Annotated in this window: 10 protein-coding genes; 7 read left to right on the plus strand and 3 right to left on the minus strand. The window is 62.9% G+C overall.

What is annotated here, in order from left to right:
* The first annotated feature begins 4 nt into the window (after positions 1-4).
* From PVV54_RS11045 to PVV54_RS11055, 3 genes are all read left to right on the plus strand, one after another.
* Complete coding sequence (locus PVV54_RS11045; protein ID WP_274909962.1) at positions 5-1,423, plus strand: Y-family DNA polymerase; 1,419 nt, start codon at positions 5-7, stop codon at positions 1,421-1,423.
* Positions 1,420-4,500, plus strand: coding sequence for an error-prone DNA polymerase (locus PVV54_RS11050; protein WP_274909963.1), 3,081 nt, complete (start codon positions 1,420-1,422; stop codon positions 4,498-4,500). The genes PVV54_RS11045 and PVV54_RS11050 overlap by 4 nt, the downstream gene beginning before the upstream one ends.
* 210 nt (positions 4,501-4,710) lie before the next feature.
* Positions 4,711-5,166 carry an REP-associated tyrosine transposase gene (locus PVV54_RS11055; protein ID WP_274909964.1) on the plus strand — a complete coding sequence of 152 codons (456 nt, stop codon included), beginning with the start codon at positions 4,711-4,713 and terminating at the stop codon, positions 5,164-5,166.
* A gap of 173 nt (positions 5,167-5,339) precedes the next feature.
* On the opposite strand, the gene PVV54_RS11060 is transcribed toward PVV54_RS11055, so the two are convergent.
* A complete protein-coding gene (locus PVV54_RS11060) occupies positions 5,340-6,161 on the minus strand; it encodes an aldo/keto reductase (protein WP_274909965.1) in 822 nt (273 codons plus the stop codon).
* Positions 6,149-7,054, minus strand: a complete 906-nt coding sequence (locus PVV54_RS11065) for a LysR family transcriptional regulator (RefSeq protein WP_274909966.1) — start codon at positions 7,052-7,054, stop codon at positions 6,149-6,151. The genes PVV54_RS11060 and PVV54_RS11065 overlap by 13 nt, the downstream gene beginning before the upstream one ends.
* A 139-nt stretch (positions 7,055-7,193) precedes the next feature.
* On the opposite strand from PVV54_RS11065, the gene PVV54_RS11070 reads away from it, so the two are divergent.
* The 4 genes from PVV54_RS11070 to PVV54_RS11085 all read left to right on the plus strand — a co-directional run bounded on the left by PVV54_RS11070 (position 7,194) and on the right by PVV54_RS11085 (position 11,943).
* On the plus strand, positions 7,194-7,892 hold the full coding sequence (locus PVV54_RS11070) for a CoA transferase subunit A (RefSeq protein WP_274909967.1): 699 nt from the start codon (positions 7,194-7,196) through the stop codon (positions 7,890-7,892).
* Between the two features lie 35 nt (positions 7,893-7,927).
* The gene (locus PVV54_RS11075; RefSeq protein WP_274909968.1) at positions 7,928-8,584 is read left to right on the plus strand and encodes a CoA transferase subunit B; all 657 of its coding nucleotides are present in this window, start codon (positions 7,928-7,930) and stop codon (positions 8,582-8,584) included.
* Between the two features lie 144 nt (positions 8,585-8,728).
* Positions 8,729-10,147, plus strand: a complete 1,419-nt coding sequence (locus tag PVV54_RS11080) for a short-chain fatty acid transporter (RefSeq protein WP_274909969.1) — start codon at positions 8,729-8,731, stop codon at positions 10,145-10,147.
* Positions 10,148-10,371: 224 nt separating this feature from the next.
* On the plus strand, positions 10,372-11,943 hold the full coding sequence (locus PVV54_RS11085) for a TerC family protein (protein WP_274909970.1): 1,572 nt from the start codon (positions 10,372-10,374) through the stop codon (positions 11,941-11,943).
* On the opposite strand, the gene rarD is transcribed toward PVV54_RS11085, so the two are convergent.
* Positions 11,906-12,793, minus strand: coding sequence for an EamA family transporter RarD (rarD, locus tag PVV54_RS11090; RefSeq protein WP_274909971.1), 888 nt, complete (start codon positions 12,791-12,793; stop codon positions 11,906-11,908). The two genes, PVV54_RS11085 and rarD, sit on opposite strands and share 38 nt — an antisense overlap.
* Positions 12,794-12,812 lie beyond the last annotated feature (19 nt).

A 12,812-nucleotide genomic window follows, 5' to 3' on the forward strand; every position in this document is an offset into this window, starting at 1 on the left:
CACCATGCTCTGGGCCTGCATTCTGTTGCCACAGCTGGCGCTGGACGCGGTGCTGCGTGACCGCGATGACGCCGAAACGCCCCTGATCATCCTCGGTGGCCCCCAGCAGCGCCGGGTGTTGCAGGCCGTCAACCCGGCGGCAGCCGCGCTTGGGCTAAAGGCAGGGCAAACGTTGACGGCCGCGCGCGCCCTGGCGGATGGCTTTCACTGTGTCGAGGCCGAGCCTGCACGTATCGAGCAGTTGCAGCAGTTGCTGGCGGCCTGGGCCTATCGCTTCAGTGCCCAGGTGAGCCTGCATTACCCTCGTGCCCTGTTGCTGGAGGTCGGTTCCAGCTTGCAGCTGTTCGGGCCATGGCCGCTGTTCGAGGCCCGTTTGCGCCAGGAGCTTGCGGCGCTGGGCCTGTGCCAACGCATTGTGCTAGCCACCAACCCCGTTGCGGCGCGCATGCTGGTCAACGGGCATGATGGCCTGGCACTGACCTGCCCCAACGACACCCGCGCAGCACTGGCGCAGATGCCCATCGACCGTGTGGGCCTGCCTCGGGAGGCCGCAGAAGCCTTCGCCCGCATGGGCCTGCGTAAGCTTGGCCAGGTGCTGGCCTTGCCGCGCGATGCCTTGGCCAAACGTTTTGCCGCCCAGGTGCAGTTGCACCTGGACCAGTTGCTTGGCCTGCGCACCCTGGCGCTGGGCTTCTACCAACCACCGGACCGTTTCGAAACCCGGCTGGAGCTCAATTTTGATGTCGAATCCCATCAGGCGCTGCTGTTCCCGCTACGGCGCATGCTCAACGACCTGGCGGCCTTCCTGGCCGGGCGCGATTGCGGGGTGCAGCGTTTCTGTTTGCATCTGGAGCATGTCGAAGGCCCGGATACGTTATTGCAGGTAGGGCTGCTGGCCGCGGAACGTGACCCCGCAATGCTCTTCGAACTGGCCCGCGGGCGCCTTGAGCCACTGCGTATTCCGGCCCCGGTGCGTAACCTGCGGCTGGTCGCCGACGACCTGCCACCGTTCGTGCCCCAGCATCAGGCGCTGTTCGACCCGCGGGCCAACCAGGCCCAGCCTTGGGAGCAACTGCGCGAACGCTTGCGTGCCCGCCTGGGCGATGAAGCCGTGCAAGGTTTGCGTGCCGAAGCGGACCACCGGCCCGAACAGGCCTGGCAGCGGGCCGAGCAGGGCGGGCAGGGCAGCCTGGAGGTCGCGCCGGGGAGCCGGCCCGGCTGGTTGTTGCCTGCACCCCAGGCACTTGCCAGCAGCGGCCATCGTCTGCTGGGGCCTGCCGAGCGCATCGAGTCGGGCTGGTGGGATGGTGGTGATGTGCGGCGTGACTATTACCGCATTGAAACCCGCGAAGGGATGCGCGGTTGGGCCTATCACGACCTGGCCCAGCCCGGCCCGCTGTGGTTGCAAGGCTGGTTCGCATGAGTGCGCCGGGCTACGCCGAATTGCACTGCCTGTCGAACTTCAGCTTCCAGCGCGGTGCATCCAGCGCCGAAGAACTGTTCAAACGGGCCAAAGCGCAGGGTTACCAGGCGCTGGCGATCACCGACGAATGCACGCTGGCCGGCATCGTGCGGGCCTGGCAGGCCAGCAAGGCGCATGACCTGCGCCTGGTCGTCGGCAGTGAAGTGCAGGTGCAGCAAGGACCCAGGCTGGTATTGCTGGTGGAAAACCTTGCCGGTTATCAAAACCTCTGTGCGTTGATCACCCTGGCACGACGGCGGGCCGAGAAGGGCAGCTACCAATTGCTCGCCGAGGATGTGCAAAAACACCATGACGGCCTGCTGGCGCTGTGGATCGCGAACGATACCGAAAGCACAGCCCCAGGCCAGTGGTTGCAGCAGGTGTTCGGCGAGCGTTTGTGGCTGGGCGTGCACCTGCATCGCGGCCCTGATGACGCGGCCCGTCTCACACGCCTGCGTGCCCTTGCTGCGCAGTTGGGCATTCGCGCCGTGGCCTGTGGCGATGTACACATGCACGCCCGCGGCAGGCGCGCGTTGCAGGATTGCATGGCCGCCATCCGCCACCACTGCCGTGTGGCCGAGGCGGGGCATGTGTTGTTCGCTAATGGTGAGCGGCACCTGCGCAGTGTGGAGCAACTGGCCGAGCTTTACCCGGCCGACCTGCTGGCCGAAACCTTGAGCATCGCAGGCCGTTGCCACTTCGACCTGAGCGAACTGCAGTACCAATACCCTCGCGAGCTGGTGCCTGAAGGTCATACCCCTGCCAGCTGGTTACGCCAGCTGTGCGAACAGGGCCTGCCCGGGCGTTGGCCGCAAGGGTCGAGCGACAAGGTACGCAATGTCCTGGCCAAAGAGCTGGCCTTGATCGAAGAGCTGGGCTACGAAAGCTACTTCCTGACCGTTCACGACATTGTCGCCTTCGCCCGCAGTCAGCACATCCTTTGCCAGGGGCGCGGTTCGGCGGCCAACTCGGTGGTGTGCTTCGTGCTGGGTATTACCGAACTCGACCCGATGCAACACCGGCTGTTGTTCGAGCGCTTTCTTTCCCGCGAACGGAATGAGCCACCCGACATCGATGTGGACTTTGAACATGACCGCCGCGAAGAAGTGATCCAGTACGTGTTCCGCCGGTATGGCCGGCATCGGGCCGCCCTGACCGCCGTGGTCAATACGTATCACGCTGCCGGGGCGGTACGGGATGTGGCCCGGGTGCTTGGCTTGCCGCCCGACCAGGTGGATGCACTGGCCAAATGCTGTGGCCGCTGGAGCGACCGCATCCCGGATGCACAACGGCTGGCCGAAGCGGGTTTTGAGGCAGGCAGCCCTTCGCTGCAACGCATCCTGGCACTGACGGCCCAGTTGATCGGCTTTCCCAGGCACCTGTCCCAGCACCCGGGTGGTTTTGTCATTTCCGAACAACCGCTGCATCAGCTGGTGCCGGTGGAAAACGCGGCCATGGCCGAGCGTACGGTCATCCAGTGGGACAAGGACGACCTCGACATGGTCGGCCTGCTGAAAGTGGACGTGCTGGCCCTGGGCATGCTCAGTGCCTTGAGGCGCTGCTTCGACCTGCTGCAACATCACCGGGGCCGGCACCTGACCCTGGCCACTATTCCGGCCGAAGACCCGGCCACCTACGCGATGATCAGCCGCGCCGAGACCATGGGCGTGTTCCAGATCGAGTCGCGGGCGCAGATGGCCATGTTGCCCCGGCTGCGGCCCAACACCTTCTACGACCTGGTGATCGAAGTGGCCATCGTGCGCCCGGGGCCGATTCAGGGGGACATGGTCCACCCTTACTTGCGCAGGCGCCTGGGGCAGGAGCCGGTCACCTACCCGTCGCCCAAACTGGAAGCGGTGTTCGCCCGCACCCTGGGGGTGCCGTTGTTCCAGGAACAGGTGATGGAACTGGCCATGGTCGCTGCTGATTACAGCCCGGGCGAGGCCGACCAGTTGCGCCGCAGCATGGCCGCCTGGAAGCGCCACGGCGGCCTTGAGCCACACCGCGAGCGGCTGGTGCAGGGCATGCTGTGCAATGGCTATGATCTGGCGTTTGCCGAGCGCATTTTCGAGCAGATCAAGGGCTTTGGCAGTTACGGTTTTCCCGAATCCCATGCGGCCAGTTTTGCCTTGCTCTGTTATGCCAGTAGTTGGCTCAAGTGCCATGAGCCGGCCATTTTCACCTGTGCCTTGGTCAACAGTTGGCCGATGGGGTTTTACAGCCCCGACCAGTTGTTGCAGGAGGCGCGTCGACAGGGCATCGAGGTGCGGCCGGTGGACGTGTTTCACAGCGAATGGGATTGCACCCTGGAGCCGGAGCCAGGCGGCGTTCTGGCCATTCGTATGGGCTTGAGGCTGATTCGTGGGCTTGCCGAAGCCGATGCCCGGCGGCTGGAGCAGGCGAGGGCGCACGGGCCGTGGCGCAGCGTGGAGGACCTGTGTGTGCGCGCCGGGCTGGACAGCCGTGCCCGCGCGCGGCTGGCCGATGCCGGGGCGCTGCGGGCGTTGGCGCGTGACCGCCACCAGGCCCGTTGGCAGGTGGCGGCGGTGCAGCCGCAGTTGCCCTTGTTTGCCGAGGTGCAGGCCGAATCCGAGGCACACGTTGACCTTCCGGTGCCTACGGTGGGCGAAGACCTGGTTGCCGACTATGACACCTTGGGCACAACGCTGGGCCCCCACCCGTTGCGGCTGTTGCGTTCGCGCTTGCGGGCATTGGGGTGCCGCAGTTCGGCTGAGTTGGCGGGCGTGGGGCATGGCGATGCGATTGCCGTGGCCGGCCTGGTGGTGGGGCGGCAGCGGCCGCAGACTGCCAGCGGGGTGACCTTCGTCACGCTTGAAGATGAACACGGCATGGTCAACGTGGTGGTCTGGCGGGACCTGGCCGAGCGGCAACGGCGGGCGTTGGTGGGGGCGCAGCTATTGAAGGTAAGCGGGCGGCTGGAACAGGAGAGTGGCGTGCGCCACCTCATTGCCCGGCGGTTGGAGGATGTCAGCGTGTTGTTGCAGGGGCTGGATGTACGGAGCCGCGATTTTCATTGATCCGGCGGGCCTGTCGCTGTTTGTGTGTGGAAGCAACTGTCTTGTATAAAACCTAAAAGCTGACGCGATCCCTGTGGGAGCGCCCCGGCAAGGCTGCTCCCACAGGTTGTGCTTACCTCAAGGTATGCGCTCACACACAGTAATGATCTTTCCTTAGCCGTCATCAGCACCGCGTCTATCGTTGAATGCAATATTCAAGGGAGAGCGGACATGGAAAGTCCAAGTTCCAACCTACTGCGGCGCGGTCGCTGGTCCGAACCCGGACGCCTTTACCTCGTTACCACCAATACCCGAAATCGCGTGCCACTGTTCCGTGATTTACACTGGGCCAGAACTGTCGTGCTTCAGTTGCGTAAAAGTGATGAAGATAGGGCGTGCAGGTCTCTGGCGTGGGTGCTGATGCCTGATCATTTGCATTGGTTGATCGAGTTACATGATCTCGGCCTTAGTGACCTGATGTGTGCATTCAAATCGCGAAGCAGTTGCGCACTTTACCGGGCGGGTGCTGACCGGCGTCGTATCTGGCAACCCAGTTTTCATGACCGGGCTCTACGTCGCGAGGAAGATATGAGGGCTGTGGCCCGGTACATCATCGCCAATCCTATCCGCGCGGGATTAGTCAAGCATGCAGGTGAGTATTCACATTGGGATTGTGTTTGGCTGTAAGACAGTAGGTGAGGGCTGCGCCCGTTGTGGGAGCGGCCTTGTGTCGCGAAAGGGGTGCGTAGCGCCCCCATCGATTGCAGCTTCGCAGCCGATATTTCCGGGGCTGCTGCGCAGCCCTATCGCGACACAAGGCCGCTCCCACACACACACATCCCCCCACACACAATCCGCGTTCAGACCATGGCCAAATGCTGTTTGCGCGTCGGCGCCGCAAATGCCCGGTCGATTGCACGCAGGTCTTCACTGCTCAAACTCAGCGCCCCAGCCGCCGCATTCAGCCGCACATGCTCCGGTGCCACGGCTTTCGGGATGGCAATAACCCCGTCCGTACGGGTGACCCATGCCAGGCTCACCTGGGCAGGCGTTGCCCCATGGCGCTCAGCGATCTCGGCCATCACCGGATGCTGCAAAAGCCGCCCTGCCTGGGCCAACGGGCAATAGGCCATGGTTGGCATCTGGCGCTTCAAGCTCCACGGCAGCAGGTCGAATTCGATGCCGCGCTGCGCCGGGTTGTATAACACCTGGTTGGTGGCGCACTCGGCGTTGTCCAGTTCGCGCAGGTCATCCACATCGAAATTCGAAACACCCCAACGGCGGATTTTGCCTTGCTCGCGCAAACGCTCGAATGCCTCGACGGTTTCCTCCAGCGGGTACTGCCCACGCCAGTGCAGCAGATACAGGTCGATCACATCCGTGCCCAAGCGCTTGAGGCTGCGCTCGCAAGCGGCGGGCACGCCACGGGTGCTGGCGTTGTGCGGGTACACCTTGCTGACCACGAATACCTGCTCGCGCCGCCCGGCAATGGCCTGGCCCACCACTTCCTCGGCACCACCTTCGGCGTACATTTCGGCGGTGTCGATCAGGGTCATCCCCAGGTCGATACCTTGCTGCAAGGCCTTCACCTCTGCAGCCCGGCGGCCTGGATCCTCGCCCATGTACCAGGTGCCCTGGCCAATGGCCGGTACTTCACAACCTGCCAGTTTCACGTAACGCATGTCACCTCCGGAATCTGTGTGTGGGTAAGCAGTACCTCAAGCAGCGCCTGCGCTGCAGTGGAAAGCTTGTGGTCACTCAAGGCCATCACGCCAATGCGCCGTTCCACCGTTGGCGAAACCAGTGTCACGCAGCGTGCGCCCAACTCCTGCATCTGGGTGATGCACAACGCGGGCACCGCGCTTACGCCCAGGCCACTGGCAACCATGCGGCCAACGGTCGACAACTGGTGGCTTTCGAAGGCTACGGCCAATTTACCGTGTGATGCCGCCACATTCTGCTCCAGCAACAGGCGCACGGCTGAAGGGCGTTGCAGGGCGATGAAGTCCTCGGCCAGCAACTGCGCCCAGGTGGCTTGCGTTTGTTGAGCCAGGGGCGAGTCGGCGGGCACCACGGCCACAAAGCGGTCCAGGTACAACGGGTGAAAGCTCAGGCCTTCCATGTTGTCCGGCTCAAAGCCGATGCCCAGTTCGACGCGGCGGTGTCGCACCAGTTCCAGCACCTGCTCGTTGATCACGTCGTGTACCGTGACATTCACCTTCGGGTAGTGCTGGCGGAACACCTTCAGCGATTGCGGCAGCAAGTTGCCGGCAAAGGCGGGCATGGCGGCCACCGCTACCCGCCCCAGTTGCAGGGTGAAGCGCTGGCGCAGCATCTCTTCGGTGTCGTCCCAGTCGGCCAGCAGGCGCCGGGCCAGCGGCAGCAGCACCTCGCCCTCGGCGGTGAGGCTGACGCTACGGGTGGTGCGTGTGAGCAGGGCGCCGCCGAGGTTGTCCTCCAGTGCCTTGATGGTCAGGCTCAGGGCCGGCTGCGACACGTGCAGGTGTTCGCCCGCCTGGGCAAAGCTTTGGTACTTGGCCACGGTAACGAAGGCGCGCAACTGTTTGACGTTCATGGCGGCTCGCGGGTTGTTTTGGAAAATTTATCAATCGATGATTAAAACAAAATTAACAAATCAGTCGCCAGCGGTGAAGATGCCTGCACACGCTCACCGACAGCCTCGTCGGTTCAACAACTACAAAAGGCGGATCAGCATGGCCGGACTGGACAAGCGCGTTGCAACCTATGAGCAGGCCCTCGAAGGCCTGACCGACAACATGACGGTACTGGCCGGCGGCTTTGGCCTGTGCGGCATCCCTGAAAACCTCATCGCCGAAATCAAGCGCCGTGGCGTCAAGGGCTTGACCGTGGTCTCCAACAACTGCGGTGTCGATGGCTTTGGCCTGGGCGTGCTGCTCGAAGACCGGCAAATCCGCAAGATGATTGCTTCCTACGTAGGCGAGAACGCCGAGTTCGAACGCCAGTTGCTCAGCGGCGAGCTGGAAGTCGAGTTGACCCCCCAAGGCACCCTGGCCGAGAAAATGCGCGCGGGCGGTGCCGGCATCCCGGCGTTCTTCACCGCCACCGGCTACGGCACCCCGGTTGCTGACGGTAAGGAAGTGCGCGAATTCAAGGGCCGTCAGTACATCCTTGAAGAATCCATCACCGGCGACTTCGCCATCGTCAAGGGCTGGAAGGCCGACCACTACGGCAATGTGGTGTACCGCAACACCGCGCAAAACTTCAACCCGTTGGCCGCCACCGCCGGCAAGATCACCGTGGTGGAGGTGGAAGAGATCGTCGAACCCGGCGTGCTGCTGCCCAGCGAAATTCATACCCCGGGCATCTATGTAGACCGCGTGATCGTCGGCAGCTTCGAAAAGCGTATCGAAAAACGCACCGTCAAGGCGTGAGCGCCGTCCATCAGAACAACAAAGAGATTTCGACCATGGCATTGACCCGCGAACAGATGGCACAACGCGTCGCCCGTGAACTCAAAGACGGTTATTACGTCAACCTCGGCATCGGCATCCCGACCCTGGTGGCCAACTATGTACCCGCCGACATGGATGTGATGCTGCAATCGGAAAACGGCCTGCTGGGCATGGGCGAGTTTCCTACCGAAAGCACCATCGATGCCGACATGATCAACGCCGGCAAGCAGACGGTTACCGCCCGCCGTGGTGCGTCGATCTTCGATTCGGCGCAGTCCTTTGCCATGATCCGTGGCGGCCACGTTGACCTCACCGTGCTGGGTGCATTCGAAGTGGATGTGCAGGGCAACATTGCCTCATGGATGATCCCCGGCAAGCTGGTCAAGGGCATGGGCGGAGCCATGGACCTGGTGGCCGGTGCCGAGAACATCATCGTCACCATGACCCATGCCTCCAAAGACGGCGAGTCCAAGCTGCTACCACGTTGCAGCCTGCCGCTGACCGGTGCCGGTTGCATTCGCAAGGTGTTGACCGACCTGGCTTACCTGGAGATCGAAGACGGCGCCTTCATCCTGCGCGAAACCGCGCCGGGGGTGAGTGTTGAAGAGATCATCGAGAAGACAGCTGGCAAGCTGATCGTGCCGGACGATGTGAAGGAAATGACCTTCTAACGGCGTTACCTCAGCCCCTGTGGGAGCGGGTTTACCCGCGAATGCGATGGTGATCTTACCGCCGCATTCGCGGGTGAACCCGCTCCCACAGGGTTTTTCGTTGTATTTGAAAAATCCTACAAAACCAATAAAAGGAATGCCCCCGTGGCCGCTGAAATTCAAGACAGCCGCTCCGCCCGCTTTGCCCTGCGCTGCTCCAACTGGGCCGAGCGCTGGTTCCCCGACTCCTGGGTGTTCGCCGCGCTGGCCGTGATGCTGGTCAGCCTCGGTGCACTGGCCATGGGCGCCAAGCCCACCCACACTGCCAAGGCCTTTGGCGATGGCTTCTGGAGCCTGATCCCGTTCACCATGCAGATGGCCTTTGTGGTCATTGGTGGCTATGTGGTGGCCAGTTCGCCACCGGCTGCACGGCTGATCGACCGACTGGCCCGCCTGCCCAGGAACGGCCGTTCGGCCGTGTGCTGGGTCGCGTTGATCTCGATGCTGGCCTCGCTGCTGAACTGGGGGTTGTCGCTGGTGTTCGGCGGTTTGCTGGTCCGTGCGCTGGCGCGGCGCAGCGACCTCAAAATGGACTACCGTGCCGCAGGTGCGGCGGCCTACCTGGGCCTGGGCGCCGTGTGGGCGCTGGGGTTGTCGTCATCGGCTGCCCAATTGCAGGCCAATCCGGCCAGCCTGCCACCGTCGATCCTGTCCATCACCGGCGTGATTCCGTTTACCGAAACCATCTTCCTTTGGCAGTCCGGTGTGATGCTGGCCGCCCTGGTCATTGTTTCGCTGGTGATCGCCTACGCCACGGCCCCGGGCCCGAACAGCGCTCGCAGCGCCGAGGATTGCGGTGTCGACCCCAGCTTCACGGCACCCCCTGCACCCGCACGTACCCGCCCCGGCGAGTGGCTGGAGCACAGCCCGATCCTGATCCTGCTGATGGTCGCGCTGGCCGGGGGCTGGCTTTATCAGGAATTCGCCACCAAACCGGCCATCACCGCCATTTCCGGGCTGAACACCTACAACCTGCTGTTCATCATGTTGGGTGCATTGTTGCACTGGCGCCCGCGCAGCTTCCTTGATGCCGTGGCCCGTGCCGTGCCAACCACCACGGGCGTGCTGATCCAGTTCCCGTTGTATGGCTCGATTGCCGCCATCCTCACCCAGGTAAAGGGCGTTGACGAACAGACCCTGGCCCACCACATTTCGTTGTTTTTCACCCAGATCGCCACCCATGACACTTATGCCGTGCTGATGGGTGTTTATTCGGCGGTGCTGGGCTTCTTCATCCCTTCGGGCGGTGGCAAGTGGATCATTGAAGCGCCTTACGTAATGCTGGTGGCCAACGACTTGCAGTACCACCTGGGCTGGGCGGTACAGATCTATAACGCGGCCGAGGCGTTGCCTAACCTGATCAACCCGTTCTACATGCTGCCGCTGCTGGGGGTGCTGGGCCTCAAGGCGCGGGATCTGATCGGGTTTTCGTTCGTGCAGTTGCTGGTGCATATTCCGTTGGTGCTGGTGTTGCTGTGGGCGTTGGGGACAACGTTGCAGTACGTGCCGCCGGTGATGCCTTAAAGGAAAATGGGCGGCGCTTTGCGCCGCATCGCGGCGCTCAACAGCCTCTGTTACAGGTTTTGTAATAGTTTTGCGCTATCAGTAAAACCTGCTGTGCTTGTAGCATCGTCCTCCCTACTTTTAATCAAGGTCTATATGAGCACCTTCGCGGAGCCCCCCAGTCTTCGGCCCTCCCGGCCATCCTTCCTCCGTCCTTGTGACGCTTCCCTCGTGAGTACCCGCTAATGGAATGGCTAGCCGACCCCACGGCCTGGCTGGGCCTGTTGACGCTTATCGTCCTCGAGCTGGTGCTGGGTATCGACAACCTGGTGTTCATCGCCATCCTGGCCGACAAACTGCCGCCCCATCAGCGCGACCGCGCGCGGGTGATCGGTTTGACCCTGGCCCTGGTCATGCGCCTGGGCTTGCTGGCCAGTATTTCCTGGATGGTCACGCTCACCGCCCCGCTGATCGACATCTTCGGCAAGAGCTTCTCGGGCCGTGACCTGATCATGCTGTTCGGTGGTGTGTTCCTGTTGTTCAAGGCCACCATGGAGCTGCACGAACGCCTGGAAGGCCATGTGACACAGGCCAGCGGTGGCGTGCGACATGCTGCGTTCTGGCCCATCGTGGCGCAGATCGTGGTGCTGGACGCGGTGTTCTCGCTGGACGCGGTGATCACGGCCGTCGGCATGGTCGAGCAGCTGTCGGTGATGATGATCGCGGTGATCTTCTCGATCGGCATCATGATCGTGGCCAGCAAGCCGCTGACCCGCTTCGTCAACGCCCACCCCACGGTGATCATGCTGTGCCTGGGCTTCTTGATGATGATCGGTTTCAGCTTGACCGCCGAAGGCCTGGGCTTCCACATTCCGAAGGGCTACCTGTACGCGGCCATCGGCTTCTCGATCCTGATCGAGCTGTTCAACCAGTTGGCCCGTGCCCGCCGCAAGCGCAGCTTGCAGCAGCACCGGCCGCTGCGTGAACGCACCGCGCATGCCGTGTTGCGTTTGCTGGGCGGCCGCCGGGTCGAGGCGGACGAGGTGGGCGAAGAAATTGCCGACCTGGTCGAAGGTGGTGACGAGCAGGTGCTGTTCGACCGCCGTGAACGGGTGATGATCAGTGGTGTGCTGAACCTGGCCGAGCGCCCGATTCGCACAGTGATGACGGCCCGCGCCGAAGTCGATGTGATCGACCTGGCGCAACCGGCCGAAGCCATCACCGAAGCGTTGGCCAACTCGCCTTACTCGCGCCTGCCGTTGATCCGTAATGGCCGTATCGAAGAGCCGCTGGGCTTTGTACACAAGAAGGAGCTGCTCAAGGAGTACCTGTCGGGCAGTGAGCCGAGCCTGGAGCGCCTGGCCCATGCGCCGTTAAACCTGCTGGAGAGCTTCAGCATCCTCAACGCGCTGGAGCAGATGCGCGGCCAGTCCACGCACATTGCCTTTGTGGTCAACGAATTCGGTGACTTCACCGGCCTGCTGACCATGACCGACATCCTTGAGTCGATTGCCGGTGAACTGCCCGACGCCAGTGAGGTGGAAGGCCCGGCCATCATTGAGGAGGGTGACAGCTTTGTGGTCAGTGGTGCCCTGAACCTCAGCCAGGTCCAGGCCCGTACCGGCTTCAGCGCTCGCGCCACCGAGGACTACCAGACCCTCGCGGGCCTGGTGATGAGCTTGCTGGATCGCTTGCCGGTGGTGGGTGACCACCTGGCCTGGAACGGCTGGACCATGACCGTGGTGGCTGTGGAGGAGCGCCGGGTACGCCAGGTGCGCCTTAAACAGAGCGCCGACGTTGACGCAGCAGGTGCTTGAAGCCCTCAAGCACCAGCACCAGGACAGCGGCCCAGATCGGCAGGTACGTCAACCATTGATCCGGGCCGATGGTCTCGCCCAGCAACAGCGCAACGCCCACCAGCAGCACGGGCTCCACGTAGCTGAGCAGCCCGAACAGGCTGAACGGCAACAGGCGGCTGGCCAGCACGTAGACAATCAGGGCCGAAGCACTGATTGCACCGAGCAGCGGGATCAGCCCGTAAAGGCCAGGGTGTTGCTGCAGGTCGGCGCCCGATAGCGGCCCCTGAGTCACGAAGTACACGGCCCAGGGCAACAACAGGCACATGTCGCACCACAACCCGCCCAGGTGGTCGGTGCGACAGCGTCGGCGCAGCACGAAATAGATCGGGTAACCGATCATCACCAGCAAGGTTTCCCACGCGAAGCTGCCGTGCTGGTACAGTTCGTGTGCCACCCCGAGCGCGGCAAACCCAACCGCCACTTTTTGCAGGCGCGACAGGCGTTCGCCATACACCAGCCGGCCAGTCAGCACCATCGCCAGCGGCAGCAGGAAGTAGCCCATCGACACCTCAAGGCTGCGCCCGTGCAGCGGCGCCCAGAGAAACAGCCACAGCTGCACCCCCATCAACCAGGACGTGCCGACCATGCCCAGCAGTAGCACCGGCGTTTGTCGCACGCGCCCCAACAGTTCGCCCACGCGCTTCCAGTCCTTGCTCAGCAGCATGAACAGGGTTAGGCAGGGCAGCGTCAGTAGCGTACGCCAGCCAAAGATTTCTTCGCCGTCCAGCGGGGTGAGCAAAGAGGTATAGAAATACATCACGGCGAACAAGCAGGACGCCATGACCGAACAGATGATGCCTTTTGACACGAATGCCTCGGATAGGGGA

This window comes from Pseudomonas sp. PSKL.D1 (genome assembly GCF_028898945.1).
Classification (GTDB): Bacteria; Pseudomonadota; Gammaproteobacteria; order Pseudomonadales; family Pseudomonadaceae; genus Aquipseudomonas.